Origin of the sequence: Shewanella sp. Scap07, assembly GCF_013394145.1 — a bacterium.
GTDB lineage: Bacteria > Pseudomonadota > Gammaproteobacteria > Enterobacterales > Shewanellaceae > Shewanella > Shewanella waksmanii.
Window position 1 is genome coordinate 2,680,856 of record NZ_CP041329.1, and the last position, 24,807, is coordinate 2,705,662.

The 24,807-nt window shown below is 44.0% G+C and carries 21 protein-coding genes, 2 tRNA genes and 1 pseudogene; 10 read left to right on the forward strand and 14 right to left on the reverse strand.

Features of this window, described 5'->3' with window-relative positions:
• Positions 1-146: 146 nt before the first annotated feature.
• The 3 genes from FLM48_RS11780 (at position 147) to FLM48_RS11790 (ending at position 3,315) form a co-directional block, all read left to right on the forward strand.
• Positions 147-1,862: an MFS transporter gene (locus tag FLM48_RS11780; RefSeq protein ID WP_179024763.1), complete on the forward strand. Its 1,716-nt coding sequence runs from the start codon at positions 147-149 to the stop codon at positions 1,860-1,862.
• Positions 1,863-2,092: 230 nt separating this feature from the next.
• Positions 2,093-2,443 (forward strand): MGMT family protein, encoded by a 351-nt coding sequence (locus FLM48_RS11785; RefSeq protein WP_028772707.1) that lies wholly within the window; start codon positions 2,093-2,095, stop codon positions 2,441-2,443.
• A gap of 23 nt (positions 2,444-2,466) precedes the next feature.
• Entirely contained in the window at positions 2,467-3,315 is an 849-nt protein-coding gene (locus tag FLM48_RS11790) for a DUF3108 domain-containing protein (RefSeq protein WP_179024764.1), read from the forward strand.
• A gap of 171 nt (positions 3,316-3,486) precedes the next feature.
• Here the strand turns inward: FLM48_RS11790 and FLM48_RS11795 are convergent, their stop codons facing one another.
• The 5 genes from FLM48_RS11795 to FLM48_RS11815 form a co-directional block, all read right to left on the reverse strand.
• A complete protein-coding gene (locus FLM48_RS11795) occupies positions 3,487-3,918 on the reverse strand; it encodes a GNAT family N-acetyltransferase (RefSeq protein WP_179024765.1) in 432 nt (143 codons plus the stop codon).
• Positions 3,919-4,207: 289 nt separating this feature from the next.
• Positions 4,208-5,317 carry a serine hydrolase gene (locus FLM48_RS11800; RefSeq protein ID WP_179024766.1) on the reverse strand — a complete coding sequence of 370 codons (1,110 nt, stop codon included), beginning with the start codon at positions 5,315-5,317 and terminating at the stop codon, positions 4,208-4,210.
• Between the two features lie 166 nt (positions 5,318-5,483).
• Positions 5,484-5,840 carry a hypothetical protein gene (locus FLM48_RS11805; protein WP_179024767.1) on the reverse strand — a complete coding sequence of 119 codons (357 nt, stop codon included), beginning with the start codon at positions 5,838-5,840 and terminating at the stop codon, positions 5,484-5,486.
• 137 nt (positions 5,841-5,977) lie between these two features.
• Positions 5,978-7,498: a serine hydrolase gene (locus FLM48_RS11810; RefSeq protein ID WP_179024768.1), complete on the reverse strand. Its 1,521-nt coding sequence runs from the start codon at positions 7,496-7,498 to the stop codon at positions 5,978-5,980.
• Between the two features lie 151 nt (positions 7,499-7,649).
• Positions 7,650-8,105: a hypothetical protein gene (locus FLM48_RS11815; RefSeq protein ID WP_179024769.1), complete on the reverse strand. Its 456-nt coding sequence runs from the start codon at positions 8,103-8,105 to the stop codon at positions 7,650-7,652.
• A 367-nt stretch (positions 8,106-8,472) separates the two neighbouring features.
• Between FLM48_RS11815 and FLM48_RS11820 the strand changes: the two are divergent.
• Together FLM48_RS11820 and FLM48_RS11825 are read left to right on the forward strand one after the other, a co-directional pair.
• Positions 8,473-8,741, forward strand: a pseudogene (locus FLM48_RS11820) (ISL3 family transposase); the annotation flags it as partial.
• Positions 8,742-8,939: 198 nt separating this feature from the next.
• Entirely contained in the window at positions 8,940-9,458 is a 519-nt protein-coding gene (locus FLM48_RS11825) for a lactoylglutathione lyase family protein (protein WP_179024770.1), read from the forward strand.
• A gap of 92 nt (positions 9,459-9,550) precedes the next feature.
• Here FLM48_RS11825 and FLM48_RS11830 read toward each other — a convergent pair whose 3' ends face one another.
• Positions 9,551-10,903, reverse strand: a complete 1,353-nt coding sequence (locus tag FLM48_RS11830; protein ID WP_179024771.1) for a serine hydrolase — start codon at positions 10,901-10,903, stop codon at positions 9,551-9,553.
• 346 nt (positions 10,904-11,249) lie between these two features.
• On the opposite strand from FLM48_RS11830, the gene FLM48_RS11835 reads away from it, so the two are divergent.
• Entirely contained in the window at positions 11,250-12,149 is a 900-nt protein-coding gene (locus tag FLM48_RS11835; protein ID WP_179024772.1) for a LysR family transcriptional regulator, read from the forward strand.
• A 141-nt stretch (positions 12,150-12,290) separates the two neighbouring features.
• Positions 12,291-13,187: a LysR family transcriptional regulator gene (locus tag FLM48_RS11840; protein ID WP_037470750.1), complete on the forward strand. Its 897-nt coding sequence runs from the start codon at positions 12,291-12,293 to the stop codon at positions 13,185-13,187.
• On the opposite strand, the gene FLM48_RS11845 is transcribed toward FLM48_RS11840, so the two are convergent.
• A complete protein-coding gene (locus FLM48_RS11845; RefSeq protein ID WP_179024773.1) occupies positions 13,153-13,971 on the reverse strand; it encodes a class II glutamine amidotransferase in 819 nt (272 codons plus the stop codon). The two genes, FLM48_RS11840 and FLM48_RS11845, sit on opposite strands and share 35 nt — an antisense overlap.
• A gap of 247 nt (positions 13,972-14,218) precedes the next feature.
• Here FLM48_RS11845 and fadE point away from each other — a divergent pair, with 247 nt between their 5' ends.
• Positions 14,219-16,666: an acyl-CoA dehydrogenase FadE gene (fadE, locus tag FLM48_RS11850; RefSeq protein ID WP_028772691.1), complete on the forward strand. Its 2,448-nt coding sequence runs from the start codon at positions 14,219-14,221 to the stop codon at positions 16,664-16,666.
• 133 nt (positions 16,667-16,799) lie between these two features.
• Here the strand turns inward: fadE and FLM48_RS11855 are convergent, their stop codons facing one another.
• The 5 genes from FLM48_RS11855 to dnaQ form a co-directional block, all read right to left on the reverse strand.
• Complete coding sequence (locus FLM48_RS11855; protein ID WP_179024774.1) at positions 16,800-18,641, reverse strand: sodium:proton antiporter; 1,842 nt, start codon at positions 18,639-18,641, stop codon at positions 16,800-16,802.
• 641 nt (positions 18,642-19,282) lie between these two features.
• Positions 19,283-19,359, reverse strand: a tRNA-Asp gene (locus FLM48_RS11860).
• 57 nt (positions 19,360-19,416) lie between these two features.
• Positions 19,417-19,493: transfer RNA gene (locus FLM48_RS11865), tRNA-Asp, on the reverse strand.
• A gap of 99 nt (positions 19,494-19,592) precedes the next feature.
• A complete protein-coding gene (locus FLM48_RS11870) occupies positions 19,593-20,909 on the reverse strand; it encodes a TIGR03503 family protein (protein ID WP_179024775.1) in 1,317 nt (438 codons plus the stop codon).
• Positions 20,910-20,919: 10 nt separating this feature from the next.
• Complete coding sequence (dnaQ, locus tag FLM48_RS11875; protein ID WP_179024776.1) at positions 20,920-21,648, reverse strand: DNA polymerase III subunit epsilon; 729 nt, start codon at positions 21,646-21,648, stop codon at positions 20,920-20,922.
• Between the two features lie 65 nt (positions 21,649-21,713).
• Between dnaQ and rnhA the strand changes: the two genes are divergently transcribed.
• On the forward strand, positions 21,714-22,199 hold the full coding sequence (gene rnhA / locus FLM48_RS11880) for a ribonuclease HI (RefSeq protein ID WP_179024777.1): 486 nt from the start codon (positions 21,714-21,716) through the stop codon (positions 22,197-22,199).
• On the opposite strand, the gene FLM48_RS11885 is transcribed toward rnhA, so the two are convergent.
• Positions 22,192-23,094 carry a LysR substrate-binding domain-containing protein gene (locus FLM48_RS11885; RefSeq protein ID WP_179024778.1) on the reverse strand — a complete coding sequence of 301 codons (903 nt, stop codon included), beginning with the start codon at positions 23,092-23,094 and terminating at the stop codon, positions 22,192-22,194. The two genes, rnhA and FLM48_RS11885, sit on opposite strands and share 8 nt — an antisense overlap.
• 8 nt (positions 23,095-23,102) lie before the next feature.
• Positions 23,103-23,831 carry a class I SAM-dependent methyltransferase gene (locus tag FLM48_RS11890; protein ID WP_051484507.1) on the reverse strand — a complete coding sequence of 243 codons (729 nt, stop codon included), beginning with the start codon at positions 23,829-23,831 and terminating at the stop codon, positions 23,103-23,105.
• Between the two features lie 132 nt (positions 23,832-23,963).
• Between FLM48_RS11890 and gloB the strand changes: the two genes are divergently transcribed.
• A complete protein-coding gene (gloB, locus tag FLM48_RS11895; RefSeq protein ID WP_179024779.1) occupies positions 23,964-24,740 on the forward strand; it encodes a hydroxyacylglutathione hydrolase in 777 nt (258 codons plus the stop codon).
• Positions 24,741-24,807 lie beyond the last annotated feature (67 nt).

Consider the following 24,807-nt stretch of genomic DNA (forward strand, 5'->3'; position numbering starts at 1 on the left):
AATCATCTTTTAAAAAATTTGCGCCATTATGACGAATGTCACACTAAAGGCAAGCTTAACCTGCTAAGCCGATACCTGCATCGCCTTGTATTTATCAGAAATAGTCAGTAGCATGGACTGATTGTATAAAATATACGGATTGTATTATGTCATCTTCTGCACGTACCCCCTTACCGCGCACATTTTATGTTGCCAATACCATGGAGATATTTGAGCGACTGGCCTGGTATGGCTTTTTTACCTTATCTTCGCTTTACATGACCTCACCCGCAAATCAGGGCGGACTTGGCTTTAATGAGCAAGAGCGTGGCTTACTGCAAGGTATGATTCCATTCTTTCTCTACCTTTTTCCTGTACTCACTGGCGCCTTAGCTGACCGTTATGGCTATCGAAAAATGTTCATCATCGCCTATGCCATTATGTGTCCAAGTTACTATTTGCTGGGTCAGGTCAGCAGTTTTTCCGGCTTCTTTTTAGCTTTTATGGGGGTCGCTGTGGGGGCCGCCTGCTTTAAACCGGTAGTTACAGGTACCATTGCCAGAACCACCGACAGTAGTAACCGTGGCCTTGGCTTTGGTATTTTCTACATGATGGTCAATATCGGCGGTTTCCTCGGGCCATTTATTGCCGGTTACGTGCGAGCAATTAGCTGGGACTGGGTATTTATCATGTCATCTTTCTGGATAGCGCTAAACTTTATTCCGGCGTTGTTCCTCTATGAAGAACCCACAGATCAAGCGCAGCAAAAAGGTCGTCCTTTAAAACAGGTTATGCAGGATATTCAAGAAGTACTGGGTAATGCCCGTTTTGCGCTAATTTTCTTTGGCAGCTTGATCATCCTAATGGCCTACGGCGCTAAATGGCTCGATGGCCAAACCACCGCCATGCTGTATATCGTTTGGTTTGCCGGCCATTATTTATGGAACATCAGTGCTAGCAAACAACCCAATGCAGCTTGGTATCGCCAAAAAATTCGCGTCGGCAATAAACCCTTTGTCACCTATTTGCTAATCTTATCTGGGTTTTGGATGGTGTATCAGCAAATCTTTATTACCTTACCGATTTTTATCAGAGACTTTGTTGATACCTCAGATTTAGTGATTGCCCTAGCCAGTTACCCTGACTTGCAAACCTTTTTGGCCCCTGTTGATCAACTGCACTTGCAAACCGAATTAGTACGACTAGCAGCAGAATTCAGCCAAGCTAACATCAATGTCGAACAAGCCTATTTTGAATTAGTACACAGTAAAGTGATGGTGCCTCAAGCTGAAATAACCCAAGCGCTCGCTGCCATAGCGACTGACACCGACAGCGCCTCATCAGTTGCTGCTAATTGGGCACAGCAATATAGACAGGTTAACCCAGAGTACCTCATCGGTCTCAACTTCCTGTCTATTGTGTTACTGCAAATACTTGTCAGCCGCACTATTGAGAAATACCAAGCCTTACCTATTTTGGTTGCTGGAACCCTCATTCTGGCAATGGGTACCGCCCTTGGCGGACTGGCTACTGGTATGCTCATGGGTGGCGCGATGGTACTGACCTCTATTTTAGTGTTTTCTTTGGGTGAAATGGTGGCATCGCCGAAAAGCCAAGAATACGTTGCCAGTTTTGCCCCTAGCGATAAAAAAGCCATGTTTATGGGCTACTACTTTGTCTCATCAGCCATTGGCTTTTTGTTGGCAGGCCCGCTGTCTGGCTATCTATATAGCGAAGTCGCTAAGGCAGCGCAGCGACCTGATCTTATGTGGTACATCATTGGCGCCTTTGGCGGCTTAACCGCATTAGGTTTAGTCCTGTTTCATCGTTTCGGTGTGATGGATAGCATCACTGAAAACAGTCACGCCCAAACCGTGTCATAGTTCCCTTAGGCTTGGGTCCACTTAGACTGACACCCAACAATATCCACTCATCCCGCAACAGCAGATCTTCCGGTCTGCTGTTTTTTATTGCCAAATCTGCCCCGCCACTTACCCTTACATCACAACAAATTCACAGCAGTGAAACAGCCACATCACATAGAACAGTTATCACTGGTATCGCTTTGCAGTTATCAGTAATATCGAACACAATTGATATATTGAGGCAAATAATGGACAAACCAAGCCTTTCCAACGCTGAGCGAATTTGGCAAGTGGTGGCGTTAATACCCCACGGAAAAATCTCCTCATACGGCGTTATTGCAGATCTCGCCGGTTTACCAGGCAGAGCTCGCTATGTATCACGCGCGCTCAAACTCGCCAGTGATGAGTTAAACTTACCTTGGCACCGCGTGTTAAACAGCCAAGGTAAAATTGCCTTCAACAAAGAGACTGAGGCTTTTGCAGAGCAGATGATGTTATTGCGTTTAGAAGGTATTGATGTCAAAAACGGCCGAGTAGCGAAAGCTCAATATATGTGGCAGCCAGATATGGCAACTTTAGTCATGCAACTGGCTTTTTAATTTCATCCGATCAGGAGTTAGTATTGTCGTTAAAAAATAAACTCATCGCCTTAAGTAGCTTGTTAACCCTATCGGTTAGCTTTGCATCGTTCGCTGCTTACAGCCCATTGACGCCACACACTGCCGAATACCAAGTTAACTATGGCAGTATTGAATTGGGCAAGGCTCGCTATATTCTCAACGCCCCACAAGACAATCTCTATCATTACCGTTTTGACAGCGATGTAAGCTTATTACTGTTGTCTGATAGACGCACGGTCACCAGTGACTTTTCGCTGCAAGATAACCAACTGCATCCGCTGCGTTACATTCATCGTCGCAGTGGCACAGGCTCAGACTTTCAAGAGCAAGCCGCCTTTGCCAAAGGCCAACAAGCGGTGCACAGTCGCTACAAAGATGAGCGTGCCAAGCTGCCTTATACCGAAACACTGTACGACCCATTAATGGTGCAATTGCAATTTAGAATGGAGATGGCTGAAGGTAAGCAGCACCTTAACTTTAAAATGGTCAAAGAAGGTGAAATTGATGAGTACGATTTTAATGTTGTCTCAAAAGAGCGTCTCAACATTGAAAGTGGCAGCTATGAAACCGTAAAAATAGAAGTGGTGCGCGACAGTAAAAAACGCCAAACATTCTTCTGGATGGCACCCGAACTGGGTTATTTACCGGTGCGACTCACTCACTTCGAGCGCGGCAGCAAGCAGCTGGACATAAAACTGCTCAACTACAAGTTTGATAAGGGACCAATGGCCGGCATTGCCGAAAGCGCGGCCCAGCCCGCAGATGCCGAAGCCGCACAGTCCCTCATGAAAGAAGTTGAAGAGGATTTAACCAAAGATTTAGCCCAAGGCTTATCGGAAAATAACCCTTAACTCCCAATAACTAACGTCAACTGCTTGCTCGCACCGCACTTCAACATTGCAGTGATAGCCAGTTAACGGCTCAAGCGATTAAGCCAATTTATTTCTAGCACATACGGAAACGCCCAAAGTTAATAGCTTTGGGCGTTTCTACTAGCAAACTGAATTACGACAAACCGAGCACTATCTTGTCATATGAAGAATTGGAAAAGGTTTTCCCATATCATCAAGTGGCGAGCGTGAAACGACGTTGAACCCCATATGCTCATAAAAGCCTACCGCTTGTGGGTTTTGCTCATTTACGTCAACCTTGGTTGCACCTAAGTGTGCTATTGCGTATTGCAACAATACTTTACCAACACCTTGCCCCCTTGCCTCATTTAAGATGAACAACATTTCAATTTTTGAGTCGTGGACACCCACAAAACCTAAAATTGAACCATTGCCATTTTTTACACACCTTAATGTGACAGCAGGGAAAGCCTGCTCAATGATAATTGGTTTAAAAAACGCGATATCTTCTTCTGTTATGAAGTCATGAGTTGCTCGCACTGAATTTTCCCAAACACTCAGCATTTCTGCATAATATTCAGGAAGCACATTTTCTACAATCATTGTATTCTCTCTGAGTTTGACTGAATTGATGTGCAGCCGCGAGGGCGCTATTTTAGCTATTTCAACTCAGGCCTGTCTACACTTGCCCTTTTAAACTGAGCGTAAAAAATACCGCCAAGCGTTACCCGCTCCACTTATAGGCTTAAATTCGTTTACAACACATCATGATTAGCTGCTGAAGACAGATAAAAAGGTAGATAGCACGCTGTTGCTTAATTGCATCAAGCTTGCCAAGAACAACTAGGCTAACAGTATGCGAAGTTCCACCTACTTAGATTATTCGTTCGTGTTATTCAAACGACGATCGACTTCGCTGCATGCTATCAACACCAAGCGCGATTTCTTTTAGTTCGAAGGTTAATGTACGTATTGAGAATCTGCGTACGTTAGCCAGAATAATCACTGTAAGTTGATCGTCGGTATAACGATGTAAGTTTGATGAAAAACCATCCATTGAACCGCCGTGACGAGTCAATTTCCCTAAATTGTTATGCTCACGACTACGTTGATATTCTCGGATTCTAAAACCATAACCATAATAACCCAGCGCTTTGTTTTCCCCCTTAAACATCAGGTCAATGCTCTGTTGCGACAAGAAGCCAGGTGTATAGAGAGCTTGCTCCCACTTGAGTAAATCTTCCACAGTCGAGTAGATATCGCCTGAGCCGAGCGCATAAGAAACAATATTTTCATCTCTATTGATGCCAAACACACTTTTTCGATAACCATTAGCACGATTCTTGGGAGGGTTAGCGATACGCTCAACACCAGAATGCTGCATCTCAAGTGGCGCGAACACTAATGTATGCATTGCCTCTGCGTAGCTTTTACCGGTGACATTTTCAATAATGAGTGCAACAAGATGATAATTTAAGTTACCGTATTCGTACTGTGTTCCTGGCTTAAATGATTGCTCTGATGTGTTGATAATACTGAGAATTTCACTTGAGGTGACATCTTTTTCCTCAAAGCTTGTAAGGTGCTCTAAATGCCGTGTTAATCCAGATTGATGCTTGAGTAAGAGATGTAAAGTCAGTCCGCTTGCCAGTTTACTATCAAGCTTTGGAATATAAGTGGCAATAGGCGCATGTAAATCAAGTTTGTTTTGTTCCACCAAGCGCATTGCAGCAACTGCGGTGAATGATTTAGTCATCGAACCAATAAGGAACTGATGCTGCGTTGTATTTAGTATTTTATTTTTAATATCTGCATAGCCATAAGCTTGCTTAAACAGCACCTTACCTTTTTGAGCAAGCAGCACTGCACCTTGAAAGTTTTCATCTTCAACATAGTGCTGAATATGCTGGTTTAGCTTATCCCCAACTGGTGCGGTTGTTCCGTAGGCAAAAGGTGGGAATATGAGCATTAACGCAATACTTGTAACAAACACTTTAATCATAGCTTTTCTCTTTTGAGTCCATTCGATTCATTGCGGTAAAGCGATGAAATAAGATAAAAATATAACGCTCTGTTAATGGGCTAGAATTGTAAATCGCCTAATATTGTAAATCGGCCTGGAGCCGAGCAAACTGTTAGCAGTGCCTCGCTTAAACGCACTTGCTGGGCTAGTCAGCACACACTGCATGTTCTGCTTTGCCATTTGTAATCAGTTGAAAACAACCACAAGGATCGCTATCAACGCTGCAAAAGCCTGTTGTTCTAGTGCCTACTTCAACGAATTCGTCTTCAATTCTGCACTCTCCTGCGCATTCGGAGTTATCGCTACACGTTTTACCTGCATCCATATATTTTACAACACAGGATGGCATACCAAACTTGCAAACACTTTGTATTACACCGCCTTTGTCTAAGCAGGCGAGTACATCGATTTTTGATAGGGCATCTCGCCTTAATTCAATCATTGATTCATCGATACTGTTTTCATTGGTTGCTGCACAACCATTAATAAAAATAATTAGCATCAAAAGCAACAATTTAATAGTAGTGCTAATGTCACATTAATCGGCAATTTATAGTTGGCTAAAATATGTGATGCACGAACAATAGCCAAAAATAAATTTTCCAAATTGAATACCTTGTTAGTTGGCTCTTTTCAACACTATAAGCGTGTAAAGGTTTCTACAGCCAATGGATTAATTCCATAAACATCAATTTCGGCCACCTTGCCTTCAACAATTTTATAAGCTGCTATTCTTCCACTACCAATTTGAAATTGGATTCTCAACTCGTCTTTTCGCTTTGCTGCCGTTGCAACTGCATTTAATTCACCTAAACTAAATTTAAGATCATTATTTTCTAGTAACTCGACTTCTAGATTCCCCCACAACGGATTATGAAATACCCCAGCGTATTCTGATTTTTCTCTAGTCAAAACCATTTTTCTAGCGGCATTTCTTTTTTCATGTGTTTCATTGGTTTCCTTAATATCTGCTTGTATTTTTAACCAGCGATCTTTCATAGCTTCAATTCGAGATTCTGTAATTTTATTTACATCTCCCTTGCCTAATAAAATACTATAAGCAATATCAGCGATACCTTGTGTCATAGACGCTGCTACAGTTTCTTCATTGTTAAGTACTATCAGTCCAATATTGTGCTCCAACATAAAAGAAGCATGTGTATGCGTTCCAGCAATCCCACCAAAATGATGATATGTTTTTTCTTCTTTATATGGCCCCATATACCAGCCCCAAGCATACCCTTTACGAATAAAGTCTCTATACTTTAAATCGTTAGTAGCTAATTTCTGATGAGACTTTTTAATAACGTTAGCTGGAAATACTTGTTTTCCGTTAACCTGACCTTCGTTCAATTGCGCAATCAAAAACTTTGCCATATCCCTTGCCGATGAAAAAGTGCCGCCGGCAGCTTGCATAGTGGAATCACTCTTTTCAAAGGGCATGACTTTTTTTGGGGTAGCGGCATATAAATGATAAGGCCGTGCAATGTCAAAGCCTTTGGTCTCAGCATCGCTAACATACGATGACGTATGATTCATTGATAAAGGTTGGTAAACTAATTGCTCAAGCGTTTGCTGCCAATCTTGCTTGAATTTGTCTTCAGCCCACACACTTAGTATATTGTAACCTTCATTCCCATATTGGTAGTGTCCTAACTGATTAGCAGGATCATTTTTAGATGCAGAGGTTAACTTTTGTCGCTGTAATTTATTATGTTGCCCAGTAAATGCTAGCGTGTCTACTAAGGGTATGTTGGCAAGAGCATGGGTATGAGAAACAAGATGTTTTACTTGAATTTTATCTGTATCGATATAAGGAAACTCTAGCGTAGGAAACATCTCAGCCATAGAAGTACTGTCTTTAATATCGCCATTTCCCTCCATTAATAGCACTGATAAAGCAAACATAGGCTTTGTCACAGATGCAAGATAAAAGGCGGTTTTTTCAGTTACCCTTTTATTATCTTTTAAATTAGAGTACCCGAAATACCCTTCGTAAACTATTTTTCCATCTTTTACGATTGCAACAGCAGTCCCTGACGGTAACCCTACTTCTTTTTTTACAAAGTTAACGTACTTATCTATCGCTGAAAAGTCATTACTTGCATATGAAGTACCTGCAAATAAAATGCTAGCGATAATAGATAGACCAAACCTCATTTTTTAAGTCCCTTTATTAATTCTGATTGATAAACTTGCAACTAAACTAGCTAGTCAACTAACGCCCTGTTAATGGGCAAAATTTCGTTGGCTAAAATGTGAAGCGGAGCGAAACCAAGCCAACGTAATTTTGTCCACTTTAAACAGCTTGTTAGGAGTTTTGTTCTCGTGCTATTTGTTTTAACGCAGCACTATTTCCTTTTAATAAGGCACCACATTCTGTTCGAGCATATGCCAACCCCATACTCTTACCTTGAGGAGGTGTCGGTACTTGGCTATATGCTGTAACCGAAGATCTGGGCTCCAATCTTCTTGGCCAATTTCCACCATCAGAAAATACAGGGTTAACTATGGCCATATGATCACCGGTTTCTTTTACCAAAACACCTGCATCAGAAACAGTGATAGGGAAATCACTCAAGTTGACAATAGAAACACCAAATCTTAAGCGTGGATCAAGACCGCCAACAGGAACAACATTTAGGGGGGTAACCTTAACTTTCAATCTCTTTTTATCAAGGTTATGCCACGTATTTATTATCCCCAAGACTGCACCTAATACAGCAATTGAGAATGTCGCCAGTTGTAGATTTGTGACTCCATCCATAGAAACTCCTAACATTTTATTAGTGCGCATGCGCGTTTACCTCGTTGGACCAGTGGAAACGCGCACAGTTAACTATCTGTATACAATGAACTTATCAGCATTTCGTTAAATATACCATCTGAAAAAACGCGCATGCACACTTTGCTTGCCTATTATCTCAGTAATTCAAGATTGCACACTTTCATCTAGCTGAATTTACGTCTTTATCTTTCTACTCAATAGCAAACCGTGAATTCATAACTCAAAATCAACCGATTAACCGTACCAAAACCGATACTACTGTATAAAAGCGGCTCTTCGCCGAGGGGGTGGAAGACGTAACTTTTAAGATAAGCTCCTCAATATAATCTCGCCTTTAACTACCGTCATGAGCGATATTCTTTTATACCCAAAAGAGCTAGGTTTAAAAGCACCTAGGTTAGTCTCTAATGTTCAACTTGACGAAGAGCTTCAACGTATTACCGTTGCTGTGGACTATGTTCATAATAGTGATCTAGTTTGTTCGGTCAGCAAGCTGGCCGTCATTATGATTCCTGCCCTCGAGCTAGGCGTCATTTAGATACTTGTCAATTTGAAACGTTAATTCACTCAAAAGTGCCCCGAGTTCACAGCCCAGAGCATGGCTATCAGACACTAGCAACATAGAACCCCATAAAGCTTACCGAACATTTGGCTTTCCTTAGCGGCACTAGATTCAAATGAGCACTACCGCACCAACAAGTAAAAACCCACCTATACTCAATGATTCTACAAAAGGAACTATCGGTTTCTCGATAATGGTTCCTAGGCTAGGGTTTCTAGGCTAGGGTTCCGCAATGACAAGGAGTTTTAACTATGCTCACCCCTCCCAATACTAATCACACCTACCCGCGCTCGTTTAGTCACATTGGCATTTCAGTGCCCAATCTTGAAGCCGCGGTAAAGTTTTATACTGAAGTGTTAGGTTGGTACCTGATAATGCAGCCCACCGAGATCGTTGAAGATGACTCAGCGATTGGTGAAATGTGCACTGATGTATTTGGCGCGGGTTGGGAGCGTTTTCGCATCACCCACTTATCAACAGGCGATCGCATTGGTGTAGAGATATTTGAATTTAAAAATCAGCAAAACCCTGAAGACAATTTCGAATATTGGAAAACAGGTATTTTTCACTTTTGCGTGCAAGACCCAGATGTTGAGGGTTTAGCGGAAAAAATCGTCGCTGCGGGAGGTAAAAAACGTATGAAGCAACCGCGTTATTATTACCCTGGTGAAAAGCCCTATCGCATGATTTACATGGAAGACCCCTTTGGCAATATTTTAGAAATTTACAGCCATAGTTATGAGCTGCACTACGCAGCGGGCGCCTATTAGTTAAAAAATTGCTCTCTTTAATAGCAACTTGCCTACTGTAAAAGTAGGCAAGTTATTATCACTAATTCTGACTTATTAATAGCTGCAGCTTGTTACTTATTTTGGCTAGCTTGAGCGCGTTGTTGCTCGTAATGGTTAGCGATTGCCTCAAATGCCGCTAAGCGCGGTTTATTGGTTGTCCGTGCGGCATTTGATGCTGATTCTGCAGATGAAAACGTGGCGATAACCAGATTCTGCTCTTGGTTAATATAAAGGTGTTGGCCAAACACACCGCGGAATGTCGCGATTCTTTTGTCACTATCGTGCACCCACAAATAGTTTTTGTATCCCTCTAGCCATTCATCATAAACACCTGAATCTTTATCCTTGTAAATGCTACGCTGCATATGGGCTCGCTCTTCTTCCGTTAGCTTAAAAGTGTCGTCTATCCAAGCTTTTGAAAATACTTGCTGACCATTGTAGCTGCCGTGGTTAGCCATCGCGATACCTACTCTAGCAAAGTCTCTCAAGGTAGATGCAAAACCACCAGTGGCCACTGGTGTATATGTCATATCTGTCATAAAGGTGGCATCGTGCTCAACCCCCAGTTTGTACCAGATGTTTTCGGCAATAAATTGTTGTAATGGCTGCCCTGACACCCGCGCGACTAACCAGCCGGCCACATCTACATTGGGCGAATGATATACATATTTGTGATTGACTGCGAGGTCTGAGTTTTGCTTAAACTCGGGGGCAAATGCCAATAGGCCTCTTGGAGTATCATCCTTAGTGGGATCAAGCTTCATTAGATCATAGGCTGGGACCAACCCTAAGCGGCGAAAGTATTCAAAGTGCATCGTACCTGGCTCAATATTGGCGTAATCTTCACTGTAGTCTAATGCGCTTGTCATGTTGATCACGGTTCTTACCGTCTGCTGACCAAAATGTGAGCCCTTTAGTTCTTCGATATAGCTTTCAACGGTTTTATTGGGGTCTATCTTGCCCTGCTCTACCAGCAAACCCACCGCCTGACCAACGAGTGATTTAGTGCTTGAAGCCCACATGTGGTGATCTTTAGGCCCAAATGTACCAAAGTACTCTTCGTGAACGATTTGACCGTCTTTAATAATCACGTAACCATCAGTTCGGTCATTTATCATGGCTTGTTTAACCGAGAAACTTTGACCTGCATATTCAAAGTTCAGTGTAGCAATCTTGGGATCTAGATTTTCAGGTAGCACTGATACGTTACCATCGCGAGGCACCATTAATGTTGGGTGGATCCCCATGTTCTGAAATGACCAATGATTGAAATCTGCATCTGCCCAATTAGAAAGTGTCACCTGATCTTTTGCAGCCGTTGAGGTTGAGTACATGGCTTTCGCATTGTCATTGCCATTTGCTGATGCTGAAAGTACTGCGCATGTTGATAGTGAGATAATAATGGCGAGCGATGTTAATTTCATATTTGAATCCTTACTGACTTTGCATTCTGTTTAAGGAAAACCTAAACCCCACCACTAACGGTGAGAGTTTCCCTTGATGTAAAAACCATATAAAAGCGTAAATCTGGTCATTTGATGTTGATTGTCTCGGTTAATTGCCATCTACACTGAGCCACTGCTGCGTCGCTGCTTAGGCCTGTTCATTAAAGGCGCTTATGTACAAGGTGCTTCATAAAAGTCGCTTGACTAGAATCGCTTGATGACAAACAGGGCCGGGCTATCAACTTGGCCCCATAATAGATTTGAAAACAGATACACACGAATACATAATGTATGGATTATACGTACATAAAATTGAGAGTAATCGATGGTCACTTTGGAGCAACTGTCTTGTTTTAAAGCGGTTTACGAGCTTAATAGCTACAGTAAAGCTGCTAGAGCAACTAGTAAAACAAGAGCGACGGTTCGTGAAAGAGTAAAAGCACTAGAAGATACCTTGGGGTTTGAGCTATTTGAAACTCAAGGCAAAGCCGTGCTGCCCACTAAAAGCGGCATACATCTCTATCCCAGGGCTGACAATTTAACTCGCCAGTCAAAAGAGTTTTATAATGTTGCCTTGTCCACTTTCTCCACTGCCATCACGTCCATCGTGTTGCACCACGATGATCTGATTCCTTTGTGCCTATTATCTGATATCGATGATGCGATCGAACGTGAGTTTCCTGACATCTCAATAAACTGGTTACAAAGAGACCGCGCAGCCAGTTTAAAAGATATCGAATCCGGTGATGCGTTATTCTCTATCATGCCGACGATAGGAAAAATCTTCCCCAACACAAAAGTTGGCATCGTCAACTTAGGCACCTATCAATATGCGCCCTATACGTCAGTAAACTCAGGGATCTCTCAACAAGGAATTGATCTTAATGAGCTAACTACCGAGGACTTTTTGCTCACCGAAAACTCGGTACTCAATGAAATGCGCTATGCCAATATTAGCAATCGCAAACATCTGGTCTCAAACAACGACATGTTGCTACATAAAATTCAGAAAAAAGGCTGGACCTTGTTAAGCACGGCGAATGCCCAAGAGTTTGTCGAGGCCGGAAAACTGCGAAAAATACACATCAAGGAGACCATAGTTAATCTAAGGCAAGAGATGGTTTTGTTTTACCCGCTGCATGCAGAAATCGATAAAACCCGCAGTCGAATAATCGCCATTGCCAGAGAAACAGCCACCACTTTTGCTAGCAGCCGCTTTGCTTAGCTAACGCTTTGATGGAATGTCAATCACAGTAGGGTCAACAATGACAACAAGCCTATGTTTGCTTGTAATTTATTACAAATACCAATAAAGATAAATTTTCGTTATTATCAACAGTAATCGATAACTACTCAGCCACTGCCAATGAATCCTGCCTGGTTACATACCTTTAAAACCTTAGTCGACATCGGTCATTTCACTAAAACAGCTGAAGCGCTGTTTATGACACAGCCTGGTGTTAGCCAACACGTGAAAAAGCTAGAGCAAGCTACCGGCTACGATCTAATAAAGCGCAGTAATAAGCAGTTTCACCTGACTGAACAAGGTCGCTTGGTTTACCAATATGCTCAGCAAGTGGCAGATAATCAAAAGCAACTGTTAGAAAGTTTAGGTTTTGATGATGCCTATGCGGGCTTATGTTCATTAAGCTGCTCAGGCTCTTTAGCCATGAGTGCCTACCCTAAGCTAATTGAGCTGCAACAACAGTACCCAGATCTGTCATTTCATATTGAAGTGTCACCCAATGACAGAATTTTGCATGATGTACAACAAGGTCGTATCGACTTAGGCGTGGTGACTCACCTGCCTAATAGTCATTTGTTTAATAGCCAAGTGATTGGTGAAGAGCCTTTGTGCTTGGTTTTACCTAAGGCTTACGAGTCGCAAACCATCAATGCCCAGACCTTATTAGATTTAGGGATGGTTAAACACCCAGATGCGGTGCACTACTTGTCTTTGTATCTTGCCCAATGTGACGAGCCAGGTTGGGATCAAATACAGATTAATCAGATCCGCCCAGCCAGTTACATTAATCAATTAAGCCAAATATTGCTGCCCATTGCCCACGGTATCGGCTTTACTGTGTTGCCCTACAGCGCGGTGGCTTATTTTCCGTTAAACGATAAGTTACACGTACACCAAACAAAGCGCGCCGTTACTGAGCCGTTATATCTGATTTCACAGCGCTATCGTCAGTTACCGAAACGCTATGAAACCATAAAAAGCCTTATTCTTGAGAAGCTGTGTCAGCCGCAACGTTAGTGGCAAAATGGTCGATCACTCGCTCGCCTTTGTGAAACAGCTTCCAGTCGCCTGGGGCTAAAATATGCCAGTCTTCGTTATCGGTTAACGGCCGTGTTGCAATAACGGTAACAATATCGTTTGGGGTGGTCTCTTTATCAAAGTCGATCACCACGTCGGTATCAATGAGCTTAGCTTTACCAAACGGCGCCCGACGCGTGATGTAACACAAGTTGTTGCTGCAGTAACTCATGAGGTTGTCGCCGTCGGTTAAAATCATATTGAACACCCCATGCGCACGGATTTCATCCGCTAAGGTGGCAATAAAGCGATAAACCACAGTTAAATCTTCAGGCTCTTCATCGCCAAAATGGTCAACGACCTTTTGTAAAATCCAGCAAAAGGCTAATTCACTGTCGGTGTCGCCAACGGGTTGATAGCGTGATACGTGAAATTTTTGTTGATAGTCACTCAGCTGACCATTATGCGCGTAGGTCCAGTACTTACCCCACAACTCTCGGGTAAACGGGTGAGTGTTTTCCAAACAAACGCCACCACGATTAGCTTGGCGGATATGGCTAACCACGACTTCACTCTTTATTGGGTACGACTTAATTAAGCTGGCAACATGTGACTCACTGCTTGGACGGGCGTCTTTAAAGGTGCGGCTGCCCTTGCCTTCATAAAAGGTAATACCCCAACCATCAACATGGGGACCGGTGACGCCACCGCGTTCAGCCAAACCGGTAAAACTAAACACGATGTCGGTTGGCACATTGGCGCTCATGGCTAGCAGTTCACACATATAAAACAACACCTCACAATTAACCCTTTATTTATAGGGCTATTCTACCTAGTTGACCTAGGGAGTGGAACAAGCAGCAACAGAAATTATTTAAACATTTGTTTGAAAAAAGACTTGTATAAAAACCGTCATAGGGTTAGATTTTATGCGACACAGGTCAGACCACATACTATAATCGTGATACGGGTCAACAAAAAAAGCGTCTTATGGCTTGTACTGTGAAGGTTGCAATTAAAGGAGAATTAACGTGACTACCCTACTTTGGACATTTGTCATTATCTTTACGTTAGGTGCGCTCGCCTATCTAAGGGTATCTTTACTTACATCAAGCATCATTACCGCCTTGGTACTGGCTGCAGGCACGTTTACCAATACCTTATCACCGTTATTGTGGCTGGTATTTTTAGCATTGGCGATCCCGTTAAACCTTAGCAATATTCGTAAGAACTTTATCACCCGCCCATTGTTGAAAATGTACAAAGGCATCATGCCGGAAATGTCTTCAACAGAAAAAGAAGCTATTGAAGCGGGTACCACTTGGTGGGAAGCGGATCTTTTTGCCGGCAATCCAAACTGGAAAAAGCTACATAACTATCCACAAGCGCGCCTTAGCGCAGAAGAACAAGCGTTTCTCGACGGCCCAGTAGAAGAAGTGTGTAAAATGGTTAACCAACACGAGGTTTCCCATGAACTAGCCGATCTACCCGAAGAAGTTTGGCAATATTTAAAAGATCATGGTTTCTTTGCCATGATCATCAAAAAGAAATACGGCGGTTTAGAATTTTCGGCCTATGCCCAATCTCAAGTGCTACAAAAATTGGCCGGTTTGAGCAGTGAGTTGGCATCAACTGTTGGTGTACCAAACTCATTAGGCCCAGGCGAACTATTACAACACTATGGTACCCCAGCCCAGCAAGATCATTACCTACCTCGCCTTGCCAAAGGGCTAGAGGTTCCTTGTTTTGCACTCACCAGCCCAGAAGCTGGCAGTGATGCCGGTGCGATTCCAGATTTTGGTGTTGTGTGTAAAGGTCAGTGGCAAGGTGAAGAAGTCCTTGGTATGAAGCTAACCTGGAACAAGCGTTATATTACCCTTGCCCCTGTCGCAACCGTACTTGGCCTTGCCTTTAAACTGCAAGACCCTGACAAGTTACTTGGCGACACCGAAGATTTAGGTATTACTTGCGCCCTAATCCCAACCGATTTAGAGGGTGTTGAAACTGGTCGTCGTCACTTCCCGCTTAACTGCATGTTCCAAAATGGTCCAACACGCGGTAACGAAGTATTTGTACCACTGAGCTTCATTATTGGTGGCCCTGAAATGGCTGGTCAAGGCTGGCGCATGCTAGTGGAGTGCCTATCAGTAGGCCGCGGTATTACCTTACCTTCAAACTCTGCTGGCGGCATTAAAACCGCAGCACTAGCAACAGGTGCGTACTCACGCATCCGTCGCCAATTCAAACTGCCTATTGGTAAGTTGGAAGGGATTGAAGAGCCAATGGCACGCATCGGGGGTAATGCTTACCTCATGCAAGCCGTTAACACCCTAACCACCACAGGTATCGACCTAGGTGAAAAGCCTTCGGTTATCTCGGCGATTGTGAAGTACCACCTCACTGACAGAATGCAAAAATGCGTTATCGATGCCATGGATATCCACGGTGGTAAAGGCGTATGTCTGGGCGAAAACAACTATTTAGGCCGAGGTTATCAAGCCGCCCCGATTGCGATTACGGTTGAAGGTGCCAACATTCTTACCCGTTCAATGATCATTTATGGTCAAGGCGCTATTCGTTGTCACCCATACGTACTGGCTGAAATGGAGTCGGCATTCGATCCTGATCAGCGCAAAGCGCTCAATGATTTTGATGCGGCGTTATTTGGCCATATTGGATTTACTATCAGCAACTTGGTTAAGAGCTTTTGGTTAGGTTTAACCTCTGCGCGTCTATCAAATAGTCCGTACAACGATAAAACTAAGCGTTACTACCAACATATGAATCGTTTCAGTGCTAACTTGGCGCTACTATCGGATCTGGCGATGGCAACCTTAGGGGGTGGACTAAAACGTAAAGAGCGTATCTCGGCACGTTTGGGCGATCTGCTTAGCCAACTGTACTTAGCTTCAGCAACGCTAAAACGCTACCAAGATGAAGGCCGTCAAACTGAAGACTTAGTCTTAGTTCAATGGGCAGTCGAAGATGCCTTGTACAAACTACAAGACTCTCTTGATGACCTGCTTAACAACTTCCCACTTGGACTAGGCAAAGTGCTACGAGTGATCATGTTCCCATTTGGTCGCCCTATCAAGCGTCCTAGTGATGTACTAGACCACAAAGTGGCTAAGATCATGCAAACACCTTGTGCCAGCCGTGACCGCCTAGGTAAAGGACAATTCTTAACGGCATGTGCTAACAATGCTGTGGGGATTCAAGAAGAAACCTTTAAAGACATTTTGGCCTGTGAACCATTACACGACAAAGTCTGTAAAGCCGCCGGCAAACGTCTACCCTTTATGTGGTTAGATAAGGTTGCCGAACAAGGTGACGCATTGGGCGTACTCAGCCAAGAAGAAATTGAGCTACTAAAACGCGCTGAAATCGGTCGTATGAAGTCTATCAATGTTGACGACTTTGCACCTGAAGCCCTTCGTCCTGAAGTCACCAGCAGCGACTCTCAGCATCAAGCAGCATAATATCTACCCAGCCACTTTGGCTTTAATATAAAAAAGGAGGCATCAGCCTCCTTTTTTTGTCTCTACTGAATTTTATCAATCGCTCAAATTGCTTTTATCAGAAGCGCTTATACCCCAAATTTAACCTGATAAATTATTTTATCGCTACGCTTTGGTCGCCAGATTCTTCTGCTGATGGTGCTTGACCATTTGTCACCGCCTCTGCCGTAAGTAAGAATATCAGCTCAATACCAGCAGGCACCTCTTGGGTTTGGTCGGTTATCACATGCACTTTTTTGCCTTGAAGGTACATTAACGGCAATGCGCCCTCACCATAGCGCTGCTTCAAATCTGCCAAACTAAAGTTATCGGTAATATTGGTCACCTTTATCACCCCACCCTTAGCCATAGTGGTTGCTAAGCGCGCGTAAGAGACATTGTCACCAAACAAACACAAGCGTTTCAGGTAATCTTCTGATAGCTGGTGCCGGGCGCTACTGACATCATTGTTATTAAGCCCATATACCCGATTTTTTCCGAAGTAGTCTTGATAATGATACGAAACCAACGGATTAAACTGTCGATACGGCGACAACACCAGTAACCGACCAATCCCCGTCATATCCATGTGATTTTGCGCATGCTCAGAGGTAGGATTACCAAAATACACAGGGATATTATCCATTCTGGCGAGACGAATATTATCCCAGTTATTATCTGAAATAATGACATTGATTTGACGTTTCATCAGTACCTTAGCGATTTCTCTAGCAAACTTAGAGCCACCAAAAATCAAAAAACCCTGAGGTGAAACTGAAGCGACGCCCAAAAACCTCGCCCATGCGCCGGCAGTGAGGCTTTGACTCACCACTGTGCCGATAATAATTAAAAACACTAGCGGCACAATGAGCTCGGCATTAGGGGTACCTAACCGCTCAAGCTTAATAGCAAATAGTGATGATACTGCTGCAGCCACAATACCTCGCGGTGCCAGCCAGCTTAAAAACCAGCGATCTGGGTTGGCAATGTTGCTGCCAAGGCTGCATAGCCAAACGCTTACAGGTCGAGCAACAAACATCACCACAGCCAATAACAGCAACCCTTCCCAACCTAAGCTAAATAGCGCGTCTGAATTTAACCTTGCCGCCAGTAGAATGAACAATGCAGAGATAAGCAATACCGTAAGCGTTTCTTTAAATTCAATAATGTCATCAACAAACACGCCTTTCATGTTGGCAAGCCAAATTCCCATGACGGTCACGGTTAACAAACCCGACTCTTCTTGAATAATATTTGAGCCAACAAAAACACCCAGCATGATGGTCAAAACAGCGGTATTTTTTAAATAGTGGGGTAATAATTCACGGCGCAATATTTGCCCAACTAAATATCCCGCTAAGGCCCCTAACCCTAAACCGGCTCCCAGCATATAGCCCAGCGCATGTAGCACATGTTGAGTAGGATCAGCTGCCACTGCAATGTACTCAAACACTAATACCGCAAGCAATGCGCCAATAGGGTCAATCACTATGCCTTCCCAGCGCAAAATATTAGCGATACGCGCATTAGGGCGAATACTGCGTAACATAGGTACGATAACGGTTGGTCCGGTTACTACCACCAAGGAGCCAAACAGTAACGATAGCTCCCAGTTAAAGCCAATTATCCAATGGGTAGCCGCGCTGATAATCGCCCAGGTGATTAATGTGCCAAAGGTCACCAAATTAATGACCATACGACCGTGTTCTTGTATCTCTTTAAAGTTAAGGGTTAACGCCCCTTCAAACAGGATAATGGCCACCCCAAGAGAGATGATAGGAAACAGCAGATCGCCAAATATGGCATCAGGGTTAAGAAAGCCCAACATCGGCCCTAGGATTAAACCACATAACAGTAGCGGCAAAATGGCGGGTAAACGTAACTTCCACCCTAACCATTGGCAGAGCAGTGATAACACCCCCAACAAACCCAACATTGCCGACAAATGTTCGACCATAGCTTCATATCCCTATATTGCTTTGTGCTGTTTTAAAAAATACGCCCAAAGTGCAACAATACCAATCCATATAAAAGTTTTATCTACTCAGCGTGATTTTTGGCAAACGAGTTCAAGGCGAATAGCAGCAATAATGGTTGTTCCCTTATAAAGCTATTCAGCACTGAAATAGGTAGCCAAAAGCGCGCCAGAATGGCGAGTAACTAAATGTTTATACTGATTGGTATAACACCTTGTGCTAGATAAACTTTAGCTGATTTATCACAAACCGGGTAAGTAAAATTGGCCACTAGATTGGCAAGTGCTCCCACCGTGCAAACTCCACCCTCGCCCGCATGCAATAACGGCAATTAATCAGCAGAACACGCAAACCAGCCATTACAGCCGCTTTGACAAAAGCTGACAAAAATGACTGGCGATGTCGCGATTAGCATGAAACACGGAGATTCAAGTAAAAATGCTTAGCTACCTGAGTGAATACAGCAATGGGCAGCTTAAGGGGGGGGGCGGTAAAAAATTAGGTAATAATCACTAATGAAAGCATAGCGTTAGCGCTATGCTGAGTCATACTTAGAAAAATAGCCATGACAGAAATAACGGCAACAAAAAAGCCCTAGCATTAATGCTAGGGCTTCAATGTTTGGCGGAGCGGACGGGACTCGAACCCGCGACCCCCGGCGTGACAGGCCGGTATTCTAACCAACTGAACTACCGCTCCTAAACTTTTGTTACTCGATTAACGTCTTAATCAACTAACTAAATTTATTGACTTGAGTGGCGGAGCGGACGGGACTCGAACCCGCGACCCCCGGCGTGACAGGCCGGTATTCTAACCAACTGAACTACCGCTCCACATCAAGTTGCGGTGAATAATACGTAGGCCGCTGGTGGTCGTCAATAACTTTTTTCATGATTTTGTTCAATCAGCTAAAAAATCATCAAATCTCGCCTTTAGCTCGGCTTTTTGCCACTTTCTTCCGGTAAATCTTCTGGCATAGTCAGGTCAATTTCATCAAGCGCCGGACCAATCTCTTTGGCTCGCTCTTGCTCAAGCCGCGCAGCGGTTACCGCTAACGCTTCTTTCAGATTTTGACGCTTACGCCAAATTAGCAAGATTATCGTACCCAGTATGACTAACAGAGTATTGATGGTGATAATCCAAAATAGCGCGTCATCTTTGGCCTTTTTCTCCTCTGCCGCTGCTTTTATCGCGGCAATGGCTGCTAACTCTTCTTCCGTTGGCGGCGGATCGGGCGGTCTAACTAAATTGAAGAACTGTTCGGGGAGTTTAAGGTAAATCTCACGCCCACTGCTGGTGGTGCTTGCTGCAATGCTCTTAATCCGATAACTGCCAAAAGCCGATACCTGTGGCAATAAAAACTGACTATCAGCGATTTCAATATCTCGATGGTCAAGTGTCAACTGCAAGCCTGCGGGGCCCACCAAGTCAAACTCAAAAAAAGTATCTTGTAACTGTAATTGGCTGTCATCAATTTTTAGGGCTAACGCCCAGCGGCCCGTAAGCGGGTCTTCAGGTTCAATAACATCAATTTCGATTGGCATGGGTTTCAGTTCAAACTCTTGTTTGGCTACCCTTTCAAATAGATTGTTAGTTGCCTTAACCTCTAACGTGTAATGACCCCATGGCTGATTGAGATTGATATCACCGGTAAAAATGCCATCATCCGGCGCTTCATCAAGCTTTTCGCCATTGTCATTGTAACTGCCAACCACAATCGTACCGGCAGCAAAGTTCTCTTCACCAGGTAGATGCTGACTGACAAATTTTGCTGTCCAATCAACTAAATAGTCTAGCCCAGGCATGCGCATACGTTGCTCATCGGCCATTAGCTGCGCAGTTAATTTAACCCGCTCGCCTTGATACAGTGGCTGCGGAATGGCCTCGACGTTGATGCTGAGATCAGACACTTTTTGAATCTCAGAGCCTTCGACAACACGACCAAGCAGTTGCCAAGGTCCGGGCATGGGGTTATTGATAGTAACAATATCACCTGTCATACCATCTACCCACTGTACGTCTTCTGGATGGCGGTTGGCATACCACTTACTGCCATCAGGCAACACGATAACCACAGGCGCACTGCCATATTGGCGTTGGATAAATAACGTGACACTGTCGACCATATGATCGATACGAAAACGGTTTTTTAATTCACTCGCCTGATGCGACGGCACCACATTTTGCGCTAAGACAGGCTGCCACAACAGCGCGCTAATGAATGCAATGCTCGTTATCCATCTCTTCATAAATTAATGCTTATCCTCGCCAGATGCACTGCCCTGATTTAGCAACTAAATCTAATCTTTCTTCGTGCTTTAATAGTTCATCGGCAGATGCAGCGATCACTTTAAGGGCGCTACGGTTTGGATCTAAACGTTGAATGCCGCCAGCCTCTTGCCCAGGCTTTTCACTGCTAAGGTCAAACTTGGTTTGTCCCCCGGTCATAACCAGATAAACGTCGGCTAAAATCTCAGCATCGAGTAATGCGCCGTGAAGGTCGCGACGGGAGTTATCAATACCATAACGCTTACACAAGGCATCAAGGTTATTCTTTTGCCCAGGATGTAAGAACTTGGCAATATCTAACGAATCGAGGATCTGACAAATACTATCGGTTTTAGGACCTTGAGGATTAAGTAGCGAGAACTCATGATCCATAAAGCTCACATCGAACGATGCGTTATGTGCCACAATTTCAGCGCCGTCAATGAACTCAATAAACGATTGCGCTATTTCACTAAACTTTGGCTTGCTAGCGACAAATTCGTTGGTGATACCGTGAACTTCAATCGCTTCTTCGTCAATTAACTGCAGAGGATTAATGTATTCATGATAATGCCTGCCCGTAAGCTTGCGGTTTATCACCTCAACACAACCAATTTCAATAATTCGGTGACCCAGGAAAACCGGTCCTGCGCCTTGGTTCATACCCGTGGTTTCTGTATCTAAAATAACCTGTCGTTTTGCATTTGAGATTAAATTCATGAGTTCATTATGCTATTGAGTGAGAATAAACAGTATTGCTTGTATCTGACTATGGTAACAACTTGATGAGCGGACTGAAACAACTCTCTATCTATACTGATGGCTCCTGCCTTGGCAACCCCGGTCCAGGTGGCTACGGCGTGGTGATGAAATACAAGCAGCACACCAAGGAAATTGCCGCCGGATTTGCGCTCACCACCAACAACAGAATGGAGCTACTGGCGCCGATAATCGCCTTAGAAGCCCTGTATGAGCCCTGTCAGATCACCCTCACCAGTGATAGCCAATATATGCGCCAAGGTATTACCCAATGGATCCATGGCTGGAAAAAGAAAAACTGGATAACCTCAACAAAACAACCGGTAAAAAATGTCGATTTATGGAAACGACTAGACAAGGCTATTGAAAGCCACACGATTGATTGGCGTTGGGTTAAGGGTCATTCAGGCCATACAGAAAATGAACGCTGTGACACGCTAGCCCGACAAGCAGCTGAGGCTAAACCCGACACAGCCGACGAAGGATATTTACAGCAAATCCAATCTAATTAGCCTCATTACGCTGGTTCGCGCGTTGGCAAAACTCAACAAAAGCATCAGACAATGCACTGCAGTGGCGACTTTTGTGGCGGATTTGATAAAACTGGCGGCTGAGCGCTAACCCCTCAACTTCAATGAGTGACAGCTCTTTGCGGCTTATCTCTTTTTGCACCGTAAGCTCTGAGAGTACTGCTAAGCCAGCCCCTTGTTTAACCGCTTGTTTAATCGCCTCAGGCGTCGAAAAACTAAACCGCTCTTGCAAGCGCATGCCTAAGGCATTGGCATTGCGAATAAAATACTCTCGGGTACCCGAACCCGACTCTCGCATCACCCAATATTGATCGTTAAGGTCTGCAGGGGCGACGGTTTTACCAGCCAAAGGGTGAGCAGGATGACAGAAAACCAGTAAATTATCTTGGTGCCAAGGGTGCACATTCAAGCGGCTGTCGACGCAATCACCTTCAATAAAGCCAATTTCACTGCCAAATTCTAATACTGAGTCAATCACGGCTTGGGTGTTATCAATATTTAAATCAACTTTTACCCCAACATGTTGCTGACAAAATGCGACTGAGCTTTTGGCTAACAAAAAATTGCCTATCGTTGAGCTCGCCGCCACATTTAAGGTGCCATGTAAGCTTTGATTGGGTGCACTAAATAGATGCTCAATCTGATCAACTTTCTGAATAGCTTCGGTGGCTAATGGCAACAACAAACTTCCTTGGGCATTCAGTCGCAACTTGTTGCCAATGCGTTCAAATAACCGCGCGTCCAATTGCTTTTCTAATTCTGCCAATGCCATTGAAGTGGCTGGCGCTGATAAGCTCACCTGCTGAGCGGCTTTTGCCACTTGCCCAGTACGGGCTATTGCTTCAAAAATAGCTAATTGCTTTAAGGTTATACGCATAGTTACGATCAGTTATCTAATTTTGCATGACTGTTTCGGCCAGCACTTGGCGCTGTCGCCCAATTGGGCTGGCGTACTTTCTGTTTTTCATGGATGGGGGTTAATGGGCTTTCCATCTTGCGGGCAACAATGATGTAGACCGAGCCACTACTGGGTAACCATGCCTGTAAAGCATGTTGCCAAATGCTGTCGACAACAATATCGCTCATTAAATGATGATAGAGCAAACGTTCATCGGCTAACACTTGGTAACCGAGAAGTCCGAGCCAATCTTTCACCCTAGATGGACGGAAAAAATGACCACACCAAGGTACTTTAGTTTGATAAGACGGCAGTAACTTGCCAGTAAATACGGGGCTTAGCGGATTAAAACCGACAATAAACAGATAGCCGCCTGCAATTAATACCCGATCGGATTCCCGTAGCAATTGATAAGGATCATTATCAAACTCTAATAGGAAGCTGCTGACAATGGCATCAATACTACTCGATTGTACCGGCAGGTGATGGTAATCACCCACCACAGACACCAAGGATTTAGGGGCTAATGAAAATTCCTTGCCGATTGGCAGCTGAGGCTTGTCAAGCTGCTGACTTAATGGACCAAGGCTTAACATATGATAGCCAAATACCTTTGGCCACCAAGGTGCTAAGCGCTCTTCAATCGCTTCTTGAATCACAATACCATTGGGTAAATCTTGCCAACAGATAGCCGGATGAGTATCGCTTGAAGTCAACCCTGCCCCCTATGTTTATGATTGTCGTTGCCCGTGCAGTTTAATCATTAAATATCTAAAAGCCTATACAAGCAACTGCTTTGCTCAGTAAACTGAGCATTATCAGCTTAATGGCTAAAATAAAGGCACCATATGCTACAAGTCACTCCAATCCCCGCTTTCAACGACAACTATATTTGGCTGTTACAACATACGGCTACAGGGCGCAATTATGTGGTTGACCCTGGCTGCGGTTCCACCGTGGCGAACTACTTACACCAGCACCAGTTAACCTTAGCGGGTATTTTGATCACGCATCATCATCAGGATCACACTGGCGGGATTAAGACATTACAAGCCAGGAGCGAAACACCGATGCCAGTATATGGCCCTAAGATGGAAAATATTGCTGGATTAACCCATACCATTAGCAATGCCGATAAGCAGATAAGCTTAGATAACAATCTTGACGTGGACATCATTCACTTGCCAGGACACACCTTAGGCCACATCGCCTATAAAATTGGTCAGCATGTATTTTGTGGAGATACCTTATTTAATGCAGGGTGCGGACGTTTGTTTGAGGGGACTGCTGAGCAAATGCATGCCTCACTGAGTAAATTAGCAGCGTTAGATGATGATACGCTATTTTATCCCGCTCACGAATATACCTTGAGTAACCTAGCCTTTGCGACTCAAGTCGACCCCAACAACGTGGCACTGAGTGATTATCTGCAGACTTGCCAACTGCAACGCCAGCAAAATCAGCCAACTTTGCCCACTAAACTTACGACTCAGCTAAGCATCAATCCTTTCCTGCGCGTAGACAAAGAGGCGATCCAGTCCGCACTCTCAACACATTTTCAAACTCATATCGCGGATCCTGTGCACGCATTTGCGTTATTGCGCCAATGGAAGGACAGCGCTTAAGAAATGCTTTACAATGCTCGGCTAAAGTAAGTCCCCTACGCTATCTATCAGCGAATAGAGAGGGACA